We start from the raw sequence: 21904 nt of genomic DNA, 5'->3' as shown, positions 1-21904 counted from the left end.
CGGCACGGCCGCCCGCCCGGTCCCGCGCGGGACCGGCGGGCGTCAGCTCCAGGGCGCGCCGCGCCCACAGCAGCGATGTCCCCGCGCGGTCGACCGGGACCGACGGGCCGATCGCGCCGGTCCAGCCGGCGAGCGTCGCGGCGAGCTCCTCCACCCGGCCGGGGCCGTCCGGGTCGGGGACGACCAGGCACGGCCGGCCGTGGTCGAGCCCGGTCAGCAGCGACGGCGGCAGCCCGGCCGGGCCCTCGCCCCCGCTGCCCGGCCGCGGCCGCAGCACGATCACCGCCAGCCGCTTCGGCAGCGGCCAGCCGGCGCGGGCGGACTGCTCGCGGACGGCCTCGGGCGGCGCCGGCGGATCCGACAGCAGCAGGGTCAGCAGCCGGCCGCGGCGCTGCTCGCGCTCCCCGGCGGCCTTCTCCCTGGCCCGTGAGTAGCCGTGCGCCGCGGCGGACGCGAGCACGTCCAGGTAGGCGAAGTTGGCCTCGGCGAGCAGGCTGATCAGCGTGCGGGGGCGGCCGAGCCGCTCGGCCTCGACGGCGAGGTGCCGCCAGGCGAGCCGCGACCCGATCCGCATGGCGTTCTGCAGGTGCTCCAGGCTGCGCCCCTCGACGGCCTCGCCGTAGCCGACGTCGAAGAAGACCTGGTACACCTCCTTCCAGGAGGCGTCGGGGTCGGCGATCATGTGCACGAAGTGCTCCATGGCCTGCGCGACCGCGGCCTCGGCGACCCGCGAGTACGCCGTGTCGCCCGGCCGGTCGTACTCGGGGACGTGCCGCAGCACGCCCCGGACCATCGGGCCGAGGAGGGCGGGGAGGTGGGGGCGCATCCAGCGCGCCTCCTCCTGCGGGATGTCACGCCACGGCTCCTCGGTGAGGCCGTCCAGGACGGACGTCGCCGGGTGGGAGTCCTCATACGCCGTCGCCACGGTGGCACCTCCTCGCCCGGGCCCGGTCTGGCGCCCGGTCGTCTCAACCTAGGCACGCCCTGTGGTCCGCGACACTCACCGGCCTTCAGCGCGCGGGACGGCGTTTGTCAGTCGCCTGACAAGTCCGTGTCCGGAGGCCGGGACACCGGCCCGCCGCTTCCGACGCCGATTGCGGGCAGGATCACAACGGCCGGGATTTCGCGATGGCCGGTCAATGGTCGGCGAAGGACGGCGTGAGCGCCTGAGGCATCACCGGACCGCCGCCGCGTGCCGTCAGGAAAGGCCGAGCTCCCGCTTGACCGACTCGAATTCCACCGCCATCGCCTCGGACAGCGCCTTGGCCCCCGACAGCGGGCGCACCATGACGCAGAACTCGTCGATGAGCCCGTCGTCGTCCAGATGCAGGAAGTCGCAGCCGTGGACCTCGCGGTCCCCGACCAGCGCCTTGAAGATCAGCGCGTGGTCGCGGCCCTGGCCGATCTCACCGACGTAGCGGAAGTCGGTGAACACCCGCGTCACCGCGCGCAGGATCGCCGACACCAGCGGCCGCCCCTCGTACGGCGCGAACGCGACCGGGCTGAGGAACGTGACGTCCTCGGCCAGCAGCGCCGGGAGGGCGTCGATGTCACCCTTCTCGATGGCCGCGCGGAAAGGGTGCATCGGGCCCACCTCCAGGCTCGGGACGTCGCCCCGGATCCGCACGGGGACGTGAGCAGCCTAGAGGAGCGGGTCCCGTCCGCGATCATCGGGACGGCCGCGGGCGGTCAGGGCTGCAGCAGCACCTTGATGGCGCCGTCCTGCTTCTTCTGGAAGATCTCGTACGCCTCCGGCGCCTTCTCCAGCGGCCACCGGTGGGTGGCGAGGTCCATCACCCCGAGCGGGTCGGCGTCGTCGGTGACCAGCGGCAGCAGGCCGTCGATCCACTTCTTGACGTGCGCCTGCCCCATCCGCAGCGTGATGCCCTTGTCGAACATCCGCATCATCGGCAGCGGGTCGCTCATGCCGCCGTACACGCCGATGAGGGCGATCGTCCCGCCCCGCCGGACGACCTCGATCGCGGTGCCGAACGCGGCGAGCCGGTCCACCCCGAACCGCGACATCAGCGGCGCCGCGGTGTTGCCCGGCATCAGCCCGGCGACGGTCTGCGCGAACTTCGCGCCGGGGGAGCCGTGCGCCTCCATCCCGACCGCGTCGATCACCGAGTCGGTGCCGCGCCCGTCGGTGAGCTCCCGGACCGCCTCCGGGACGTCGTCGGCGTCGTCGGAGTCGATCACCTCGATGCCGTGCCGCCGCGCCATCTCCAGCCGCTCCGGCACGAAGTCCACGCCGATCACCCGGTGCCCCAGGTGGCGCGCGATCCGCGCGGCCATCTGCCCGATCGGGCCGAGGCCGAGCACGGTCACCGACCCGCCCTCGGGGATCTCGGCCCAGTCGACCGACTGCCAGGCGGTCGGCAGCACGTCGGAGAGGTACAGGAACCGCTCGTCCGGCGGGCCCTCCGGCACCTTGATCGGCCCGAAGTGGGCCTGCGGCACCCGCAGGTACTCGGCCTGCCCGCCCGGCACCTGCCCGTACAGCCGGGTGTAGCCGAACAGCGACGCCCCCATGCCCTGCTCGCGGACCTGCGTCGTCTCGCACTGCGCGTACAGCTGCCGGCCGCACATGTGGCAGTGGCCGCAGGAGATGTTGAACGGGACGACCACCCGGTCCCCGGCCTTGATGTGCGTGACCTCAGGGCCGGTCTCCTCGACGATCCCCATCGGCTCGTGGCCGAGGATGTCGCCCTCGCTGAGGAACGGCCCCAGCACCTCGTACAGGTGCAGGTCGGAACCGCAGACTCCGGACGAGGTGACCCTGATGATCGCGTCGTTCGGCTCCTTGATCTCCGGGTCGGGCACGTTCTCCACGCGGACGTCGCGCTTGCCGTGCCAGGTGACAGCCTTCATCGATGATCCTCCAGAAAGGGACGCCACGGAACGGGCCGCAGGGACCGCGTCGCAGGCGCCCCTACCCCGCCCGCCGAGGTGAAACGTGGGCCGCCCGGCGCCGCCGCAGGTCGGGCCGCCACGCGGAGTGATCGCGTCAAGAGGGGGTAAAGCACGGCGCATGGACGACGCCCCCCTGCGCCTCGGAGTGCTCGACATCGGTTCGAACTCGGCCCACCTGCGGATCGCCGACCTGGCCCCCGGGCACGCGCCCACGGGCGTCCGGTCGGTGAAGACCGCGGTCCGCCTCGCGGAGGCCACCGACCGGCACGGCGTCATCCGCCGCTCGGCGGTCGGCCGGCTGATCGGCGCGGTGCGCGAGTCGGTCGCCTCCGCCGCGGCGCTCGGCGTCGACGAGCTGATCCCGTTCGCGACGTCCGCGCTGCGCGACGCCGCCAACCGCGACGACGTCGTCGGCGAGGTCCGCGCCGCGACCGGCGTCCGCCTCGGCTTCCTCACCGGAGAGCAGGAGGCGCGGCTGACGTTCCTCGCGGCCCGCCGCTGGCGCGGCTGGTCGGCGGGCCCGATGCTGCTGGCCGACATCGGCGGCGGCTCCATGGAGCTCGCGGCCGGCGCCGGCGAGCACCCGGACATCGCGCTGTCGCTGCCCCTCGGCGCCGGGCGGCTCACCCGGCACCACCTGCCGCCCAGCCCGCCGGTGCCCAAGAGCACGTACAGGGCGCTGCAGATGCACGTCAGGTCCGTCCTGCGGGAGGCGACGCTGGGGATCGCGCAGCTGCCGCCGCCGGCGACCGCGGTGGCCACGTCCAAGACGTTCACGCAGCTCGCCCGGCTGTGCGGGGCGCCGAAGGCGAGGGCGGGCGACTACCGGGAGCGGCACCTCGACCGGCACGAGCTGCACCGCTGGATCCCGCGGCTGGCGAAGCTGTCGGACGCGGAGCGCACCGCGCTGCCGGGGATCAAGGCGTCGCGGGCCCGGCAGATCCTCGCCGGGGCGATCGTGGCCGAGGGCGTGATGGACGTCCTCGGGCTCGACCGGCTCGCCATCTGCCCGTGGGCGCTGCGCGAGGGCCTGTTCCTGCACCGGCTGGACGCGCTCATCGAGGGCCGCGACCCGGAGGACCTCCCCGAGCACAGCCCGGTCGTCCTGCGGGACGTGCACCTGCGCGCCGTCCCCTGACCGCGGCGGCGGGCCGGGCGCCCGCGAGAGGCCGGCGGAAGGTCAGCGGGCGATCAGCGGGCGATCAGCGGGAGATCAACGGGAGATCAACGGGAGTAGGTGCCGACGAGGGCGGCGGTCGTGAGGACCTTGTCGGTCAGGGTCGTGCGCATGTCGTCCATCGAGAAGCCCGAGGTCAGGCCGGACGGCCAGCGCAGCGCGTACAGGGTGAAGACGTAGCGGTGCGGCGGGTCCCCGGCGGGCGGCTCGGGACCGCCGTAGCCGAGGGAGCCGAAGTCGTTGCGGCCCCGGGCGATCTGCGGCCGCTCCTCGCCGGCCGCCAGCCGCAACCGGTCGGGTGAGATTCCGGCCAGCATCCAGTGGACGAACGTGCCGCCGGGTGCGTCGGGGTCCTCGCAGGAGAGGGCGAGCTCGCGGCACGCGGCGGGCACGCCGGACCACCGCAGCTCGGGGGAGATGTCCCCCGACGCGTGCGAGTGGGTGACCGGGATGGGGCCGCCGTCGGTGAACGCGGGGCTGCTCAGCGTCATCTGGTCCATGCCGCCGTTCTGCCCGGAACACCGCCCGCGATACCGGCCCGGGTGCCCGCCCGTGACACCCCGTCGCAGCGCACGGACTCACGGCGTTTGAAGCGGAGCCCTCCAGGTATGGGGGCGCCGACGGACTCGACCGAGGGAGCGGGCTGGATGACGGCTGTGCAAGGGCGGGACGACACCAGCGTCGACGACGCGCTCGCGCTCCACCGCCGGGGCACGAGGATCGGGAACGTCCTGGCGACGACCGACCACAAGGTGGTCGGCTACCTGTATCTCGCCACCTCGTTCACGTTCTTCCTGCTCGCCGGGGTGATGGCCATGGTCATCCGGGCCGAGCTGCTGACCCCCGGGCTGCAGGTGGTGGACAACCAGCAGTACAACCAGATGTTCACCATCCACGGCACGATCATGCTGCTGCTGTTCGCGACCCCGCTGTTCGCCGGGTTCGCCAACGTGTTCGTGCCGCTGCAGATCGGCGCCCCGGACGTGGCCTTCCCGCGGCTCAACACCCTCAGCTACTGGCTGTTCCTGTTCGGCGGGCTGATGGTCCTGGCGGGCTTCGTCGTGCCGGGCGGCGCGGCGGCGTTCGGCTGGTTCTCCTACGCCCCGCTGTCGTCGTCGACCTACTCGCCGGGCCTCGGCGGCGACCTGTGGGTGATGGGGCTCGTGCTGTCCGGCTTCGGGACGATCTTCACCGCGGTCAACCTGATCACGACGATCATCACCATGCGCGCCCCCGGGATGGTGATGTTCCGGATGCCGATCTTCACCTGGAACGCGCTGCTGACCAGCGTGATGGTGCTGCTCGCGTTCCCCGTCCTCGCCGCCGCGCTGCTGGGGCTGATGGCCGACCGCAAGCTCGGCGCGCACATCTACGACCCCTCGCACGGCGGGGAGCTGCTCTGGCAGCACCTGTTCTGGTTCTTCGGGCACCCCGAGGTCTACATCATCGCGCTGCCGTTCTTCGGGATCATCACCGAGATCATCCCGGTGTTCGCGCGCAAGCCGCTGTTCGGCTACCTCGGCATGGTGGGGGCCACCATCGCGATCACCGGGCTGTCGATGACGGTGTGGGCGCACCACATGTTCGCCACCGGCCGGGTGCTGCTGCCGTTCTTCGCGCTGACCTCCTTCATGATCGCCATCCCGACCGGCATCAAGTTCTTCAACTGGGTCGGCACGATGTGGAAGGGCGAGCTGACGTTCGAGGCGCCGATGCTGTTCGCCCTGGGCTTCCTCGCCACGTTCCTGTTCGGCGGCCTGACCGGGGTGATCCTCGCGTCCCCGCCCCTGGACTTCCACCTCACCGACTCCTACTTCGTCGTCGGCCACTTCCACTACGTCGTCTTCGGCACCGTGGTGTTCGCCATGTTCGGCGGCTTCTACTTCTGGTGGCCGAAGATGACCGGGAAGATGCTGAACGAGACGTGGGGGAAGATCCACTTCTGGTCGCTGTTCGTGGGATTCCACACGACGTTCCTCGTCCAGCACTGGCTCGGCGCCGAGGGCATGCCCCGGCGGTACGCCGACTACCCGGAGCAGTTCACCGCGCTGAACGCCGTCTCGTCGGTCGGCTCGTTCGTCCTCGGCGCCTCGACGTTCGCGTTCCTGTGGAACATCTGGCGGACGCACCGGCACGGCACGCCCGTGGGCAAGGACGACCCGTGGGGGATGGGCGGCTCGCTGGAGTGGGCCACGTCCAGCCCCCCGCCCCGGCACAACTTCACGGCGATGCCGCTGATCCGCTCCATCCGGCCCGCGTTCGACCTGCACTACCCGGAACTGGAGCAGGGCCGGCGGGAGAAGAGGTCGCTCCCCTCGTCCGCTGAGGAGCGGTCCGGGGACTGAGGCTCAGCCGCCCTCGCCCTGCCCCTTCTCCTCTTGCCCGTTCTGCCCGTCGCGGCTGAGGTCGCCCTGGCCGCCGCCGTACGACTCGGCCTGGTAGTTCATGTAGAAGCGGTTGGCGCGGGTCCGCACCTGGGCGCGGGCGCGGTCCGGTGTCGGCAGCGGGATGAGGTGGTTCGGGTAGGGGGCGACGAACTCGGCCGGCCGCCGCGTCCGCAGCAGCGACTCCTGCTCGTCCGACGGCTGCTCGTGCCGCTCGCTGAACCCGCCCTCCGGGGTCAGCGAGATCAGGCCGCTCTCCACGCCCTCCCGGCGTTCCCGCAGGTCCCGGCGCTGGAGGCTGAGGCAGACCCGCCGCGTGACGATGAACGCCAGGACCGGCGCGGCGAAGAAGCCCACGCGGAAGAACCAGGTCGTCCAGAACAGCGGGATGCCGAAGTTGTAGGCGATGACGTCGTTGCCGCCGGCCGCCCAGAGGTTGCCGTACCAGGCGATGGCGGCCGCGCCGATCCCGGTCCTGGTCGCGGCGTTGCGCGGGCGGTCGAGGAGGTGGTGGACGCGTTCGTCCCCGGTGGCCCAGCGTTCGAAGAACGGGTACATCGCGATGAGCGTGAAGAAGATCCCCGGCACGATGAGGGCGGGGATCAGCACGCTCCATGGGATGTTGTGGCCGAACAGGGTCGTCTCCAGGCCCGGCATGATGCGCAGCGAGCCTTCGAGGAAGCCGACGTACCAGTCGGGCTGCGCGCCGCTGGAGACCTGGTCCGGCTCGTAGGGACCGTACAGCCACACGGGGTTGATCTGCGCGAAGGCGCCCAGGGCGGCGAGCACCCCGAAGGTGAACAGGAAGTAGGCGGCGCTCTGCGCGGCGAAGTGCGGGAACGTCGGCTCCCCGGTCACCGCCCGCTCCCGCCTGCCCTTGCCCGGGAAGATGGTGTGCGTCTGATGCCACAGGATCATCAGGTGCGCGGTGATCAGCGCGATCAGCAGCCCCGGCAGGAGCAGGATGTGCACCATGTACAGCCGCGGGATGAACGTGTCGGTCGCGGGGAACTCGCCGCCGAAGATCCACATGCTCGCGTAGCTGCCGATGACCGGCAGCGACAGCACGATGCCCTGCATGATCCGCAGGCCGTTGCCGGACAGCAGGTCGTCGGGGAGCGAGTAGCCGGCGAACCCCTCGCCCAGCGCCAGCACGAACAGCGTGACGCCGATCAGCCAGTTGATCTCGCGGGGCTTGCGGAAGGCCCCGGTGAAGAAGATCCGCAGCAGGTGGACGGTGATCGCCGCCAGGAAGACGACGGCTCCCCAGTGGTGGATCTGCCGCATCAGCAGCCCGCCCCGCACGTCGAAGGAGAGGTCCAGCGTGGACGCGTACGCCTCGCTGATCTCCATGCCCTGAAGCGACGTGTAGGAGCCGTCGTAGACCACGCTCGCGCCGCTCGGCTTGAAGAACAGCGTCAGGAAGACCCCGGTCACCAGCAGGATGATGAACGAGTACAGCGCGATCTCGCCGAGCAGGAACGACCAATGCGACGGGAACGCCTTGCGGAGGTTCTGGTGGAGGAACCGCGTCGTCCCGAGCCTGTCGTTGACGCCGCGGACGAGCTCCGCCGGCCGCCCGCCCCTCGCCCGGCCCTTCCGTCCCGCCATCGCGAATCTCCCCTGGCCGCACCTGATCTCCGCTGGGCCGGTACCCCTGGCCACCTGGGGCAAACGGAGCCGGCCGCCGCCCGGGTCAGGCCACCCGGGGACGCCCCTCGGAGGCGTTCAGGAGCCCGCGCAGGGTCCGGACGTCGTCCCGCAGCCGGTCGGCGGCGCGGGGGTCGCGCTCCAGCCCGCCGAGCCCTTCCTCGATCAGCTCCAGCTCGGTGGCCCGGAGCCGCGCGAGCAGCCGCCGCGGCTCCCCGGCCGGGACCTCCCACCGCTCCTTCTCGCGCCACTTGCGGTAGGCGAGGACGTGCCCCTCGCCCGGGACGAGGACGCCCCGGACGGTCTCGGCGTGCGTCGTGCGCCGGAAGTGCGACAGGTAGCGGCGCCTGGCGAGCCGGTACGTGACGACCGCCGCGAGCAGGATCGGGGCCCCCTTCACCGGCAGCAGCAGCACGCCGTGCAGCAGCGGGGAGTCCCACCAGGAGTGCAGGGCCATCGCCAGCACGAACGCGCCCGCCGCGATGACGGCGCTCGTCCGGGACGCCCTGCCGAGCAGGCAGCCGAGCCCGGCGCCGCCGACCGCCGTCATCGCCCAGTGGCTGCACCACCCGCCGCCGATGACCCGGCTGCCGAACGAGAACAGCGCCGCGTTCACGTCCTGCGTCGCGCCCGTCAGCACGATGGTGTTGAGCACGTACAGGAAGTTCTCCGACACCTGGAAGCCCAGCCCCGTCAGCGCGCCGTAGCCCCACCCGTCCAGCGGGCCGCGGATCGCGGACGGCGCCATCAGCGCCAGCGTCACGACGCCGAGCAGCTTGAGGATCTCCTCGTCGACCGGCGCGGCGATGGACGCGCCCCACGCGGCGTTGAACACCGGCCCGGCCGTCTTGGCGATGATCGCCTGGAACGCGGCGTTCGCGGGCAGCGCCAGCCCGAACGCCGCGAGCCCGCCCCACGCCACCGCGATGAGCGCGTACCCGGCCGGCAGCGACCGGACCGGGTGCAGCCGCCGCAGCATCCAGAACCCCAGGGCCAGCGTCGGCACCAGCAGCGCGAGCCCGGTGGCCGACCCCACCGGGAACGCCCGCACCACCGCGTCCAGCCCCCGCCACGCGGTCCAGGCCCCGGCGAGGCAGGTCGCCGCCCACAGCCAGAACGCGGGACGGCGTGTCACGGCCACGGCGATCTGATCCGGACGGTCCGCATCATCGCCTCGATCTCCGGGGCGAGCCGCACGTAGGCGTGCGGGGGGCCCGCGGCCGTCATCGTGGCGCCGAGCGTGGCCGTCGCGAACACCGAGGCGCTGCCCGTCCGGTCGTGCCCGGTGAGGCGCCCCGTCAGGCCGATGAGGCCCTCCGGCGTCATGAGCGGGGCGGGGGCCGCGCCGAGCCGGGCCCGTCCGCCTGCCTCGACGATCCGGCCGAGGCCGTTCCAGAGCCGGCCCGCGTCCAGCCGGCCGAGCGGGACCACCACGTTCAGGTTGACCGTGACGTCGCCGCTGCGGAGCTTGACGTTGCTGGTCAGCGAGGTGTCCGGCGTGCTGAGCAGCCAGCCCGCCGACGGGACGACGAACGTCACCGGACGCACCCCGTCGCGCAGCGTGCCCGCCGACAGCACCGTCCCGGGCGCCAGCGGCCTGCCGCCGCTTCCCAGCGCCGCGTTCACCAGGACGAGCCCGCCGCAGAGGATCAGTAGGACGAGCGCGACGACGCCCGTACCCCACCAGCTCACCCGCGTCATGCAGCCCCCCGATGACGTGCGCTGCGACGATGCCCCCTGGCCAGGGCGCTAAACAAGATCAGCGGCCGCCCGGCGACGCGGGCTCAGCGCCAGTGCGCGGGCCTGCCGAGCGCCGCCGGGACGCGCGTGCGGGCGTCGCCGCGCGCGGAGTCGAGCTGGGCGCGGGTGAGGAAGACGGCGCCGGTGAGGTCGGCTCCGCGCAGATCGGCGTCCCGCAGGTCCGCCCCGATCAGGTCCGCGGACCGCAGGTCGGCGCGCCGCAGGTCGGCCGCGATCAGGTACGCGCCCCGGAGGTCGGCCCCGCGCAGGTCGGCGCCCTTCAGCTTCGCGCCGATGAGGTCGGCTCCCCGCATTCTCTCCGGCCGGCCCCGCACCCCGGCTCGGACGAGTTCACTGACTTCCAGCAGTACGACGTTCACCCGTTCCCGCACCGTCGCGACGTCGAGGCCCGCGAGTTCGGCCGGGTCGGCATCGGTGAGGCGGGCGACGTCGTCCAGCGCCCGGCGGGCCTCGCCGCGGACGGGCCCGGCGGACGGCAGCGCCAGCGCCTCGTCCAGGTAGCGCAGCAGCTCGTGCAGCTGCCGCATGACTGGGAAGACCTGGAACATCTGGCGCGCGACCTCCGGTGCGCGCCGCCAGTCCCGCCCGCCGAAGGTCTTCTGCGACACCTTCTGCCCGGCCCCGAAGCAGTCATAGACCGTGCAGCCCTGGAAACCCTTCGCGCGGAGGTCCGCATGGATGCCGCAGCGGAAGTCCGCGAGGAGGTTCCGGCACGGCTCGCCCGCGGCCTTGTCCACCGCGAAGTCGGCCGACTCGGCGAAGGGCAGCGCCACGCAGCACAGCCCGAAGCAGTTCGCGCAGTCGGCCTCAAGGCCGGGCGTCTCCGGCACGTCCTCTCCCGTTCCTCGGCGGCACCCCATTCTCGTGGCGAGCCGCCCATGCTCTGACCGGGATACAGTTGCCGACGCCCATGTCATCACCTCTCACCGAATCCGCCATCGTCGCCAGGCTGCGCGCCGCCGGGTGCGTGTTCGCCGAGGACGAGGCGCGGCTCATCCTCGCCACGGCCGGCACGCCGGACGACGCGTCCGCCATGGTCGAGCGGCGCGCCGCGGGACTGCCCCTCGAACACGTCCTCGGCTGGGCGGAGTTCTGCGGCCTCCGCATCGCGGTGGACCCCGGTGTCTTCGTCCCGCGCCGCCGCACCGAGTTCCTCGTCCGGGAGGCCGCCGCGCTCGTCCCGCCCCGGCCGGTGGTCGTCGACCTGTGCTGCGGGACGGGCGCCCTAGGGGTGGCGCTCGTCGCGGGCCTGGACGGGTACGCGCTGCATTCCGCCGACATCGACCCCGCATCGGTGCGCTGCGCCCGCCGCAACGTCGCGCCTTTCGGGGGAGAGGTGTACGAGGGCGACCTCTTCGACCCGCTCCCGGACGAGCTGCGCGGACGCGTCGACATCCTGCTCGTCAACGTGCCCTACGTGCCGACGGGGGACATCCCCCTCATGCCGGCGGAGGCGCGCGACCACGAGCCGCGCATCGCGCTGGACGGCGGCGCGGACGGCCTCGACGTCCTGCGCCGCGTCACCGCCGAGGCGGCGCGGTGGCTCGCGCCGGGCGGGCGGCTGCTGTTCGAGACGAGCGCGCGGCAGACACCGGCCGCGGTGGCCGCCGCCGGGCGCGGCGGCCTGGACGCCGGGGCATCGGTCTCCATCGAGTTTCACGTCACAGTCGTTATTGCGGCAAAGCCTGTGTAAAACGCAGTGTGCGGGTACACGGCGACATAGGACGACTCGAAGGAGTGAATCCAATGCGCCGCATCAGCGGAGCGCTCAGCGCCATCGTCGGCACGATCGTCAGTATCGTCACCCTGCCCCTCAGGGTCATCCAGCGCCTGCTGACCCCCGGGCGCGGCCGGACGCGTTCGCGCGGCCGGTCCGTCTGACGAGCGATGATCCCCTCCGCGCCGGGGCCCGTGCACAAGCGGGCCCCGGCGCGGGCGCGGGGAAAACCGATTGCGCCGTCGGCGGTGACTGCCGCACGATATAGCCGATAAAGCCAATTCGTCGCACAAGCCGAAATGGTGAGGCACCTGGCTTCCACCCAGGAGTATCGAGTTCGATTCTCGAGTGCGGCTCTGGACTGGACCGGCGGGAGTAACGACCCCCGGCCGGTCCTGCCATGCCCAGGCGGGCGGACGCCACCGCCCGCCGGCGGGCGTTCCTGACCGGTAGCTCAGTCGGGGAGAGCGGCTGCCTTACAAGCAGCGGGTCGCAGGTTCGAGTCCTGTCCGGTCAACCGTTCTTCCGCACGAGCTCGGCCAGCGCGGCGAACTCGTCCTCGGTCAGGTCGGTCAGCGGCGGCCGCACCGGCCCCGCCGGACGTCCCACGGCCCGCATGCCCGCCTTGACGATGCTCACGGCGTACCCGGCGCGGCGGTTGCGGATCTCACTGTAGGGGAGCACGAACTCCTCCAGGCGGCGCCGCACCTCGGCCCGGTCGCGCGCGCGGACGGCCCGGTAGAACGCGAGCGCGAAGTCCGGCACGAAGTTGAAGACGGCCGAGGAGTACGTCGTCACCCCCATCTCCAGGTACGGCTGCGCGAACGTCTCGGCGGTGGGCAGCCCGCCGATGTAGACGAGGCGCTCGCCGAGCCGGGCCCGGATGCGCGTCATCAGCTCCAGGTCCCCGACGCCGTCCTTGAACCCGACCAGATTGGGGCAGGCATCGGCGATCTCGGCGACGGTCGTGTCCTGGTAGACGGCGTTCGCCCTGCTGTAGATCGTCACGCCGAGGCGGGTCGCGGCGCACACGGCCCGCACGTGTGCGGCCAGCCCCTCCTGCGACGACTCGGTCAGGTAGGGCGGGAAGAGCAGGACGCCGTCCGCGCCCGCGCGCTCGGCGTCGCGCGCCATCTCGGCCGCGGTCGCCGTGCCGTAGCCGGCGGGCGCGATGACGGGGACGCCGTCCGGCGCGTCCTGCACGGCGGCGCGGACGACCTGCCGGACCTCGTCGGCGGTGAGGGAGAAGAACTCGCCCGTCCCGCCCGCCGCGAACAGGCCGCTGAGGCCCTCGCGGCCCAGCCCGGCGATGTTCGCGCGGTAGGCGGGCTCGTCGAAGGACAGGTCGTCGCGGAAGTGGGTGACGGGGAACGACAGGAGCCCGGAGCCGAGCCTGCGGGCGATCTCGTCGGGCGCGGTCTGCTGCATGGCCCGAGGGTAGGATGGCCGATTGATCCAGGTCCAACACGAAAAAGGCATCCACTGATACCCGCAGGGAATCGATGTTCACCCTCAACCAGCTCGCGAACTTCGTGGCGGTCGCCGAGGAACTGCACTTCGGCCGGGCCGCTGAACGGCTGCGGATGACGCAGCCCCCGCTGAGCCGGCAGATCCAGCTGCTGGAGAACGACCTGAAGGTGCGGCTGTTCGACCGGACGAACCGGTCGGTGCGCCTCACCCCGGCCGGGCGGGCGTTCCTGGTCGAGGCGCGCCGGCTGCTGCACCAGGCCGACCACGCCGCGATGTCGGTCCGGCAGGTGTCGGCGGGGGAGGCCGGGAGCATCACGATCGGGTTCACCGCCGCCGGCGCCTACGCGACGCTCGGCGGGCTGCTGGAGGTCGCGCGGACTGAGCTGCCCGGCGTCGGGGTCGTCCTGCGGGAGATGGTGACCCGCGACCAGCTCGAAGCGCTGGCGGAGGGCGGCCTCGACCTCGGCCTGGTCCGCCCGCCCGTCACGGACCCCGACCTGGCGGAGCGCAGCGCGGGCCGGGAGCCGCTGCTGGCGGCGATCCCCAACGACCACCCGCTCGCGGCGGGGGACGGGCCGGTCCGGCTCCCCGAGCTCGACGGGCAGCCGTTCATCATGTACTCGCCGGTCGAGGCGCGGTACTTCCACGAGCTGCTGATCAGCCTGTTCCGGCAGGCGGGCGTGACGCCCGTGTACGCGCAGTACCTTAGCCAGGTCCACAGCATCCTGGCTCTGGTGAACTGCGGCTGGGGGCTCGCGCTGGTGCCCGCCGCCGCGGCCCGGCTCCGCTACGCGGGCCTGACGTTCCGGCCCGTGGACGTCCCCGGGCCGGATCCGGTCGAGCTGAGCCTGACCTGGCGGCGCGGCAACGACAATCCCGCTCTCGCCAGGCTCCTGCGTCACCTCGGGGAAGGCGCAGGTCCGGTGTGACGGGCCTCGCCAGGGGCCGGTTTGACCTGGCATGACGGTCTCGCTTACTTTGGCGTCCAAATATTGGCCGTCAAAGTAATTGGCCGCGGACGCGGCCGGGGCACCGCGGAGGAACGATGAGCGACTTTCCCACGTACGCGCCGTCCGAGGAGCACGAGATGCTGCGGCGGACGGTCCGTGAGCTGGCCGATGCCAAGATCGCTCCCTTCGCGGCGGAGGTGGACGAGGAGTCGCGTTTCCCGCAGGAGGCGCTGGACGCTCTGGTGGCCAATGACCTGCACGCGGTGCACGTGCCCGAATCGTACGGCGGCGCGGGAGCAGATGCGCTCGCCACGGTGATCGTGATCGAGGAGGTCGCCCGCGCGTGCGCGTCGTCCTCGCTGATCCCGGCCGTGAACAAGCTGGGCACGGTGCCGGTGCTGCTGGCCGGTTCGGAGGACCTCAAGCGCCGCTACCTGCCCGCGGTGGCGCGCGGTGAGGCGATGTTCTCCTATGCGCTGTCGGAGGCCGACGCGGGTTCCGACGCCGCCGGGATGAAGACGCGCGCGGTGCGCGACGGTGAGGAGTGGGTGCTGAACGGCACCAAGATGTGGATCACCAATGCGGGGGTGTCGGAGTACTACACGGTGATGGCGGTCACCGATCCGGGGGCGGGTGCGCGGGGGATCTCGGCGTTCGTGGTGGAGAAGTCGGATGCGGGGGTGTCGTTCGGGCCCAAGGAGCGCAAGCTGGGGATCAAGGGCTCCCCGACCCGCCAGGTGATCCTGGAGGACGTGCGCATCCCGGCCGACCGGATCATCGGCGCCGAGGGCACCGGGTTCAAGACGGCGCTGGCGACGCTGGACCACACCCGGATCACCATCGCCGCACAGGCCCTGGGCATCGCGCAGGGCGCGCTGGACTTCGCGGTCGGGTACGTCAAGGAGCGGCGCCAGTTCGGCAAGCCGGTCGCCGATTTCCAGGGTGTGCAGTTCATGCTGGCCGACATGGCGATGCGGCTGGAAGGCGCCCGCCAGCTCACCTACCACGCCGCGATCAAGTCCGAGCGCGCCATGTATGGCGAGCAGATTCCGGACCTGACCCTCGTTTCCTCCGCTTGCAAGGCGCTGGCCTCGGATGTGGCGATGGACGTCACGACCGATGCGGTGCAGTTGCTGGGCGGGTACGGGTACACGCGCGAGTTCCCGGTGGAGCGGATGATGCGCGACGCCAAGATCACGCAGATCTACGAGGGGACCAACCAGATCCAGCGCATGGTCATCGCCCGCCAGCTCCTCCGCTGACCGGCAGCCGCACCTCGAACAGCGCGCCGCCCTCGGGGGCCTCGCCGACGGTGATGGACCCGCCGTGCGCCACCACGAGGTCCCTGGCGATCGCCAGGCCGAGGCCCGACCCGCCCTCGTCCCTGCTGCGCGCGTCGTCCAGCCGCACGAACCGCTGGAAGATGCGGTCGCGGTCGCCGGGCGGCACCCCCGGGCCGTCGTCGGCGACCTGGATCACCGCCTGGCCCGCCTCCTCGCGCAGCGAGAGCCGGACGACCTGGTCCGCGTGCCGGCCGGCGTTGTCGAGCAGGTTCCCGACGACCCGCGACAGCTGCCGCGGAACGCCGGTGACCGCCGGGTCCGCCTCGATCGACGACCGCGGGGGCACCCGGCCGCTCGCCGCGCGGTGCGTCACCTCGTCCCGGACGAGCGTGCCGAGCGCCACGGTCTCCCTGGGCGGCCGCTCCCCGGCGTCGATGCGGGCGAGCAGGAGCAGGTCGGCCGCCAGATGCTGGAGCCGCACGACGTCCTCGACGAGCCCGTCCATGTCGAGCAGCTCCGGATGCGCCGCGGCCACCTCCAGCTGCGTGCGCAGCGAGGCGATCGGGCTGCGCAGCTCGTGCGAGGCGTCCGCGACGAACCCGCGCTGCCGCGCCGCCGAGTCCTGCAGCCGGGCGAGCGTCTCGTTCGTCGTGGCCGCCAGGTCGGCGATCTCGTCCCCGGAGTCCGGGACCGGGACCCGCCGGAAGAGGTCGCCGGCCGCGGTGATCTCGGCCAGCTCGGCGCGCACGGCCTCCACCGGGCGCAGCGCACGGCCCGTGACCAGCCAGGTCACGCCCGCGACCACGGCCAGCAGCAGCGGCAGGCCGACGAGCATCGCCCGTGCCGCGGTGCCGACCGCGTCCTGCGTCACCGACAGGTCGGAACCGGCGTGCACGATGACGGTCTCGTCCCGCGGCGTGGTCGCCTCGACCGCCGCGAACCGGTAGTCGGCGCTGCTTCCGCCGACGGTCGCGCGGCCGTCGGAGAGCCGGGGGGCGTCGTCGGAGACCTCACCGGGGCCGAGGTCGTCGTCATCGTCATCGTCGTCGTCATCGCCGCGTTGCGCCGCGGGCGGGGCGGGCCGCACGTCCGGGGACCCGGTCCCGCTGATCGCCTCCAGGCCCCGGCTGGCCGCCAGGACCCGGCCGTCCTCGTCGGTGACCTGCACCGGGTGCTCCCTGGCGTCCGGCAGTTCGAGGTCGCCGTAGCGGGCGCCGGACGCGAGCTGCGACGCGACGTTCCGCGCGGTCACCTCCGCCTCCAGATCGGTCTTCCCGGCCAGGTTCGCGCGCAGCAGCAGCACGACCGCGAGCCCCGCCACGATGAGGGCGCCGGCCACGACGGCGGTGGCGCCGACGGTCGTCTGCGCCCGGACCGACGACAGGCGCCCGGCCACTCAGGAACCCCCGTCCCGCGCCAGCCGGTAGCCCGCTCCGCGCACCGTCGTGATCGACTTGCGGCCGAAGGGGACGTCGAGTTTGCGGCGCAGCGCGCTCACGTACACCTCGACGATGTTGGGGTCGCCCTCGTAGGCGAGGTCCCAGACCGCCTCAAGGATCTGCGACTTCGACACCACCAGGCCTGCGTTCGACGCCAGGTGCTCCAGGACGGAGAACTCCTTGGCCGTGAGCTCCACCTCCACGTCCCCGCGGTGGACCCGCCGCGCCGCCGGGTCGACGGTGAGGTCGCCCAGCACGATGGTCGGCGCGGCGCCCCGCGTCCGGCGGCGCAGCAGCGCGCGGACGCGGGCGACCAGCACCACGTAGGAGAACGGCTTGGTCAGGTAGTCGTCGGCGCCCGTGTCCAGGCCCTCGGCCTCGTCGTACTCGCCGTCCTTGGCGGTCAGCATCAGGATCGGCGTCTCGTCGCCCCTGGCCCGCAGCTCCGCGCACACCCGGTAGCCGTTCATGCCGGGCAGCATGATGTCGAGGATGATGAGGTCGAACCCGCCGCCGAGCGCGAGCTGAAGCCCCTCGGCGCCGTCGTGGACGGTCTCGACCACGAACCCCTCCGCCGTCAGGCCCCGCGCGAGGGACCTGGCGAGGCGTTTCTCGTCTTCCACGATCAGCAGGCGCATCCCCACAGAGTGCCAGCTTCTACCTGAAGACCGCTTCAGGTTGCTTCAGGAGCGCTACAGGTCACCGGGGCATGGTTGAGGTCGTGGGGGGAGGCCGGAAGACCGGCCGCGAGATGCGACATGGAGGTTGGGGTTCGATGAGTATCTTCACGGGACGCAAGCTGCTGGCGACGGTGGTCACCGCCGGTGTCCTGGCGGGTGGAGGCGCCACGATCGCCGCCGCCGCGAACAGCGGCGGCGACCAGGGGGCCGGTCCGCCGCCCGCCGGCCCGGCGATAGCGGCGACGCCTTCCCAGCAGCCCACCGACGACGGCGCGGCCACTCGGCCGGCCGGCGAGCCCGTCACGGCCGTGAAGGCGGCCGCCGCGGCGCTGAAGGCCGTCCCCGGCAAGGTCGCCGAGATCGACCTCGACGACGGCGTCTGGGAGGTCGAGGTCCTCGCCAAGAACGGCAAGTGGCGCGACGTGGACGTCAGCGCCGACAGCGGCAAGGTCCTCTCCAACCGCGTTGACGACGACGATGACGACGACCGCGACGAGGCCGCCGCGCTCCGCAAGGCCAAGGTCTCCGCGTCGGACGCCGCCAAGGCCGCGCTGAAGGCCGCCCCCGGCACCGTGACGTCGGTCGAGTTCGACGAGGACGACGGCAAGGCCGTCTGGGAGATCGAGATCACCGGCCAGGACGGCAACGAGCGCGAGCTCGAGGTCAACGCCGCCACCGCCAAGGTCGTGTTCGACGATGACGACGATGACGACGATGACGACGACCGGGACGATGACTGACCGCTTCGTGCCTGACCGCTGAGGCGTCCGCCCCCGGAACAGACCGCCGGTCCTCCCCAGGAGGGCCGGCGGTTTCGCGTTCGGTGGCACCGCCGGCGGAATTGACATGCAGCCATCTGGCTGCCTATCGTTCAGGCAGCCAGATGGCTGCATGTTGGGACGGTGCATGGACGAGGTCTTCAAGGCGCTGGCCGACACGAGCCGGCGCCGCCTGCTCGACAGCCTGAACGCCCGCAACGGGCAGACCCTCAGGGAACTGTGCGCCGAGCTGGACATGGCCCGGCAGTCGGTCAGCAAACACCTCGCCGTGCTGGAGGCCGCGCACCTGGTGACGACGGTGCGCCGCGGGCGGGAGAAGCTCCACTACCTCGACGCCGCCCCCATCAACGCCATCGCCGACCGCTGGATCAGCCGGTACGACCGCGAACGCGCGCGTGCGCTGGCCGACCTGAAGACCGCATTGGAGCAGATCCCGATGTCCGGAAGCGACCCCGTGTCCAAGGGCGAACCCGCGTCCCAGAGCGACTTCGTCTACACCGCCTACATCAGGACCACGCCGGAACGGCTCTGGCAGGCGCTCACCGACCCGGCGTTCACCCGCCGCTACTGGGGCGTCGCGTTCGAGACGGACTGGAAGCCCGGTTCCCCCATCGTCTGGCACGAGGAGTCGGCGACGTTGGCCGACCCGGAGCAGGTCGTCCTGGAGGCGGAGCCCGGCCGTCGCCTCTCCTACACCTGGCACACGTTCACGGCGGAGTGGGCCGAGTCCGTCGGCGTGGACGAGGAGACGCGCGCCAGGCTGCTGGCCGAGCCGCGCTCGAAGGTCACCTTCGAGATCGAGCCGGCGGGGGAGACGGTCAAGCTGACCGTCCGGCACGAGGCGGGAGACGTGCTCCTCGGCATGTCGCGCGAGGGCTGGCCGGCCATCGTGTCCGGCCTCAAGACCCTCCTGGAGACCGGCGAGCCGCTCCCCGAACCCGCGGGGTGACCGGCGGCCGCCGGGGCGGCTAGAGCAGCATGCCCCTGCCGCCGCCGCCGGGCTCCTCCTCGCCGTCCGTGGTGTGCTCCAGTTCGGCGTACTCGTCGTCGGGCCACAGCGCGTCGGCGAGGAAGGCGAGGTACTCCTCGTCAGCGGGGTCGAGTTCGGCGGTCATCGACTCGGGATGGGCCTGCGGCCCGGGATCGGCCTGCGACTCGGGATGCCCGGGCGGGACGCCGTTCGCGGGCGGTGCGCGGTCCGGTGCGGGCGGCATGGAACGGAGCAGGTTCGGCAGGCAGAGGCCGAGCAGGGCGGCCAGAGACACGAGAACCAGCGCCGTGATCACACCACACCGTCCTTTCGCGGTCGAGTTCAACACGATCCTTGCGTACGTCGCAAAACAGTTGAACGTTATCGGGATGGCCGGACACATGCGGGGACGACATGCGGCCGCCGGTGACAATGGCCCGGTGCCGCGGCGTCCGGGCGCCGGCCGGCGGGCTCGTCCGGGAGCGCCTCGTCCGGTGGTCCCTCTCCAGGCTGGCGTGATACGCGCACGGGAGTACCGCGACACGCGGGTGGAGGCGCAAAGCGGGCGGCGGCGGACGGGGAGGAGCGCCCGCCGGGACCGGGACGAAGACGTCACCGCGTACCGGCTGCGGCCCGGGAAGGGCGGCGCCTCATGGTGGGGACGGCGCGGCGGGGACGGCGCGGTGGAGAGCGGCGCGGTAGAGAGCGGTGCGGTGCGCGCAAGTGCGGGTGGGGGGCGCGGGCAGGCGCCCCCGGCGGCTACGCGGTCGTGCTGTGGCGCTGCGGGGCGACGGCCCGGCCGTCGGGCAGCAGTTCGCCGGTGTCCTCGAAGACGACGATGCCGTTGCAGAGCAGGCTCCAGCCCTGCTCCGGGTGGTGCGCGACGGTGCGGGCGGCCTCGCGGTCGAGCGCGTCCGGCGTCGGGCAGGACGGCTCGTGGGTACAGCGCGTGCGGTGTTGAGCGGTCACGGAAGTTCCTCCAGGCGTCCCTGTGATTAAGGACATAGTTGCAGCCTGCCGCCGTGCGCCCGAAATATGCAAGTCAATGAGGAATTCTTTACCGTTTGGCACGTGTGAAGTCGGACAAGATCGGGCAAGTCGCCACATTCAGTGCAGGCGTCCGTCCGGCTCGTCACCGTGGTCGACCTCCAGGCCGACCACCGAGGTGCAGCCCGTGCAGAGCCACTCCCCGACGACCGCCTCGGAGTCGGCGCCGTGGGTGCGGTACGGCCGGTCGACCCGCCTGCGCCGCATCCCGTGCCCGCAGGACGAGTGCAGGAGCCGCCCGCACGAGGGGCAGGGCCACACGTCCTCCCGGCGCAGGTTGCAGTGGGGGCACAGCGGCGACAGGTAGTGCGCGCCCGGGTCGGGGAGGCCGAGCTCCTCCAGCCACTCGTACTCCAGGTCGAGGTACTCGTCGCCCGGCCAGTGGTGGTCGGCCAGCCAGGCGAGGTACTCCTCGTCCCCCGGCCCCAGGACGGCCGTCAGGGACTCGGGGTGCTCCTTCTCCGGGCGGGGTCGGCGCCTGCCGTGCCGCGCGGTGGCCAGGAGCGTCAGCAGGCCGAAGAGCGCGGCCGCGGCCAGGGCGGTCGCCATGGGCATCGCGGCGTCCTCACATGATCTTGCTGGCGGGAAATCCGATCATGAATGCACTTCACAAAACCCTGCGAACGCTACAAGAAAGGGTGTTAACCGAAAAGTCACTCAAAAAGATTCTTTACCGGCATGAGACGCCCGCCGGTGTCCGAAACCGGGCCCGAAGGTGTCCGGAACGGGCCGCCTGCCTGCGCTTCCGGGGCTCCGGCCCCTCCCGGCCGACCGGCCGGGAGGGCGCGCGTTTCACTCTCCGCTGAATCGGCGCGGTCAGTCCTTGCGGCCCAGGACGGCGACCATCTGGGTGTGGAGGGGGTGCTCCAGCTCTCCCGCCGGCGCGGCCGGCCGCCACTCGGTCACGTGCGCCACGCCCGGTTCCAGGATGGTGAGCCCCGCCATGAACCGCTCGACCTCCGAGGAGTGCCGGAAGTAGGACCCGCCGAGCCCCGACTGGAGGATCTTCTTGGCCTCCTCGACCCGCGGGTCGTCGCCCGAGTCGTGCAGGTGCGTGAGCATGACGTGGCTGCCGGGCGCCAGGAAGGGGAGCAGCCCCTGGACGACCCCGGCGGGGTCGCGGTCGTCCGGCACGTGGTGGATGATCGCCGCCAGGATCACGCCCACGGGGCGCGACAGGTCGAGCAGGCCGGTCAGCGCCGGGTCGGTGAAGATCTTCTCCGGCTCGTACAGGTCGCCCTGGATGAACGTCGCGACGCCCGTCTCGGTGAGCAGCGCCCGCCCGTGCGCCAGGACGATCGGGTCGTTGTCGACGTACACGACCCGCGCTTCCGGGTTGGCGGCCCGGGCGAACTGGTGCACGTTGGACGAGGTGGGCAGGCCCGACCCGATGTCGATGAACTGGTCGATGCCGAGCTCCGCGGCCAGGTACGTCACCGCGCGCTCGATCGCGACGCGGTTGCCCTTGGCCACCACGGGGGCCTCCGGCACGAGCTGCAGCACCATGTCGGCCACCTCGCGGTCGGCGGCGAAGTTGTCCTTGCCGCCGAGGAAGTAGTCGTAGACGCGCGCGAACGTCGGCGTGGAGGGGTCGATGCCGGGGGGCGCCTTCTCGGGTTCGTCGGCCACGCGGGCGTCTCCTTCCTGGCTCGGGCCCGCGGCGGCACCGCGCACGGGGGGGGGG

At 72.3% G+C, this 21904-nt stretch carries 22 protein-coding genes, 2 tRNA genes and 1 pseudogene; 10 read left to right on the top strand and 15 right to left on the bottom strand.

The features are described from left to right. The 3 genes and pseudogenes from E1200_RS15485 to E1200_RS15475 all read right to left on the bottom strand — a co-directional run. Window positions 1-925, bottom strand: a pseudogene (locus E1200_RS15485) (PucR family transcriptional regulator); the annotation flags it as partial. A gap of 273 nt (window positions 926-1198) precedes the next feature. Then, on the bottom strand, window positions 1199-1585 hold the full coding sequence (locus E1200_RS15480) for a nuclear transport factor 2 family protein (RefSeq protein ID WP_131952669.1): 387 nt from the start codon (window positions 1583-1585) through the stop codon (window positions 1199-1201). A 104-nt stretch (window positions 1586-1689) separates the two neighbouring features. Continuing rightward, a complete protein-coding gene (locus E1200_RS15475) occupies window positions 1690-2871 on the bottom strand; it encodes a zinc-dependent alcohol dehydrogenase (protein WP_131952668.1) in 1182 nt (393 codons plus the stop codon). A 160-nt stretch (window positions 2872-3031) separates the two neighbouring features. Between E1200_RS15475 and E1200_RS15470 the strand changes: the two genes are divergently transcribed. Then, complete coding sequence (locus tag E1200_RS15470) at window positions 3032-4051, top strand: Ppx/GppA family phosphatase (protein ID WP_243708587.1); 1020 nt, start codon at window positions 3032-3034, stop codon at window positions 4049-4051. A gap of 86 nt (window positions 4052-4137) precedes the next feature. On the opposite strand, the gene E1200_RS15465 is transcribed toward E1200_RS15470, so the two are convergent. Then, a complete protein-coding gene (locus E1200_RS15465; RefSeq protein ID WP_131952667.1) occupies window positions 4138-4590 on the bottom strand; it encodes a YbhB/YbcL family Raf kinase inhibitor-like protein in 453 nt (150 codons plus the stop codon). Between the two features lie 147 nt (window positions 4591-4737). On the opposite strand from E1200_RS15465, the gene ctaD reads away from it, so the two are divergent. After that, a complete protein-coding gene (ctaD, locus tag E1200_RS15460) occupies window positions 4738-6435 on the top strand; it encodes a cytochrome c oxidase subunit I (RefSeq protein WP_131952666.1) in 1698 nt (565 codons plus the stop codon). A gap of 3 nt (window positions 6436-6438) precedes the next feature. Here the strand turns inward: ctaD and E1200_RS15455 are convergent, their stop codons facing one another. The 4 genes from E1200_RS15455 to E1200_RS15440 all read right to left on the bottom strand — a co-directional run bounded on the left by E1200_RS15455 (window position 6439) and on the right by E1200_RS15440 (window position 10715). After that, window positions 6439-8085, bottom strand: coding sequence for a ubiquinol-cytochrome c reductase cytochrome b subunit (locus E1200_RS15455; protein ID WP_131952665.1), 1647 nt, complete (start codon window positions 8083-8085; stop codon window positions 6439-6441). 85 nt (window positions 8086-8170) lie between these two features. After that, the gene (locus E1200_RS15450; RefSeq protein ID WP_165950323.1) at window positions 8171-9259 is read right to left on the bottom strand and encodes a PrsW family intramembrane metalloprotease; all 1089 of its coding nucleotides are present in this window, start codon (window positions 9257-9259) and stop codon (window positions 8171-8173) included. After that, window positions 9256-9825: a hypothetical protein gene (locus tag E1200_RS15445; protein ID WP_131952663.1), complete on the bottom strand. Its 570-nt coding sequence runs from the start codon at window positions 9823-9825 to the stop codon at window positions 9256-9258. The genes E1200_RS15450 and E1200_RS15445 overlap by 4 nt, the downstream gene beginning before the upstream one ends. An 83-nt stretch (window positions 9826-9908) precedes the next feature. Continuing rightward, a complete protein-coding gene (locus E1200_RS15440) occupies window positions 9909-10715 on the bottom strand; it encodes a pentapeptide repeat-containing protein (protein WP_243708586.1) in 807 nt (268 codons plus the stop codon). A gap of 80 nt (window positions 10716-10795) precedes the next feature. Between E1200_RS15440 and E1200_RS15435 the strand changes: the two genes are divergently transcribed. The 4 genes from E1200_RS15435 (at window position 10796) to E1200_RS15430 (ending at window position 12119) form a co-directional block, all read left to right on the top strand. Further along, window positions 10796-11578, top strand: coding sequence for a putative protein N(5)-glutamine methyltransferase (locus E1200_RS15435; protein ID WP_131952661.1), 783 nt, complete (start codon window positions 10796-10798; stop codon window positions 11576-11578). A 53-nt stretch (window positions 11579-11631) separates the two neighbouring features. Next, entirely contained in the window at window positions 11632-11766 is a 135-nt protein-coding gene (locus E1200_RS35220; RefSeq protein WP_279484420.1) for an LPFR motif small protein, read from the top strand. 120 nt (window positions 11767-11886) lie between these two features. Next, window positions 11887-11958 (top strand) — tRNA-Gly (locus E1200_RS33700). 87 nt (window positions 11959-12045) lie between these two features. Beyond that, window positions 12046-12119: transfer RNA gene (locus E1200_RS15430), tRNA-Val, on the top strand. Here the strand turns inward: E1200_RS15430 and kdgD are convergent. Then, window positions 12116-13030, bottom strand: coding sequence for a 5-dehydro-4-deoxyglucarate dehydratase (gene kdgD, locus E1200_RS15425; protein ID WP_131952660.1), 915 nt, complete (start codon window positions 13028-13030; stop codon window positions 12116-12118). The genes E1200_RS15430 and kdgD overlap by 4 nt on opposite strands. Window positions 13031-13104: 74 nt before the next feature. Here kdgD and E1200_RS15420 point away from each other — a divergent pair, with 74 nt between their 5' ends. Then, window positions 13105-14001: a LysR substrate-binding domain-containing protein gene (locus E1200_RS15420; protein ID WP_131952659.1), complete on the top strand. Its 897-nt coding sequence runs from the start codon at window positions 13105-13107 to the stop codon at window positions 13999-14001. Between the two features lie 116 nt (window positions 14002-14117). Next, window positions 14118-15284 carry an acyl-CoA dehydrogenase family protein gene (locus E1200_RS15415; protein ID WP_131952658.1) on the top strand — a complete coding sequence of 389 codons (1167 nt, stop codon included), beginning with the start codon at window positions 14118-14120 and terminating at the stop codon, window positions 15282-15284. Here the strand turns inward: E1200_RS15415 and E1200_RS15410 are convergent. Next, window positions 15259-16701 carry a HAMP domain-containing sensor histidine kinase gene (locus E1200_RS15410; RefSeq protein WP_243708585.1) on the bottom strand — a complete coding sequence of 481 codons (1443 nt, stop codon included), beginning with the start codon at window positions 16699-16701 and terminating at the stop codon, window positions 15259-15261. The genes E1200_RS15415 and E1200_RS15410 overlap by 26 nt on opposite strands. Next, window positions 16702-17382: a response regulator transcription factor gene (locus E1200_RS15405; protein WP_131952657.1), complete on the bottom strand. Its 681-nt coding sequence runs from the start codon at window positions 17380-17382 to the stop codon at window positions 16702-16704. 137 nt (window positions 17383-17519) lie between these two features. Here E1200_RS15405 and E1200_RS15400 point away from each other — a divergent pair, with 137 nt between their 5' ends. After that, window positions 17520-18164 carry a PepSY domain-containing protein gene (locus E1200_RS15400; RefSeq protein WP_131952656.1) on the top strand — a complete coding sequence of 215 codons (645 nt, stop codon included), beginning with the start codon at window positions 17520-17522 and terminating at the stop codon, window positions 18162-18164. A 166-nt stretch (window positions 18165-18330) separates the two neighbouring features. Continuing rightward, window positions 18331-19152, top strand: coding sequence for a metalloregulator ArsR/SmtB family transcription factor (locus E1200_RS15395; RefSeq protein WP_131952655.1), 822 nt, complete (start codon window positions 18331-18333; stop codon window positions 19150-19152). A gap of 19 nt (window positions 19153-19171) precedes the next feature. On the opposite strand, the gene E1200_RS15390 is transcribed toward E1200_RS15395, so the two are convergent. From E1200_RS15390 to E1200_RS15375, 4 genes are all read right to left on the bottom strand, one after another. Beyond that, on the bottom strand, window positions 19172-19489 hold the full coding sequence (locus tag E1200_RS15390; RefSeq protein WP_131952654.1) for a hypothetical protein: 318 nt from the start codon (window positions 19487-19489) through the stop codon (window positions 19172-19174). A gap of 443 nt (window positions 19490-19932) precedes the next feature. After that, entirely contained in the window at window positions 19933-20142 is a 210-nt protein-coding gene (locus E1200_RS15385) for a DUF5999 family protein (protein ID WP_165950322.1), read from the bottom strand. Between the two features lie 138 nt (window positions 20143-20280). Then, window positions 20281-20775, bottom strand: a complete 495-nt coding sequence (locus tag E1200_RS15380) for a hypothetical protein (protein WP_243708584.1) — start codon at window positions 20773-20775, stop codon at window positions 20281-20283. A gap of 261 nt (window positions 20776-21036) precedes the next feature. Continuing rightward, window positions 21037-21849, bottom strand: coding sequence for an SAM-dependent methyltransferase (locus E1200_RS15375; RefSeq protein ID WP_131952652.1), 813 nt, complete (start codon window positions 21847-21849; stop codon window positions 21037-21039). Window positions 21850-21904: the final 55 nt, after the last annotated feature.

This window comes from Actinomadura sp. GC306 (genome assembly GCF_004348665.1).
In the GTDB taxonomy this organism is placed as follows: domain Bacteria; phylum Actinomycetota; class Actinomycetes; order Streptosporangiales; family Streptosporangiaceae; genus Spirillospora.
This window is presented reverse-complemented; position numbering and strand designations above follow the sequence as displayed.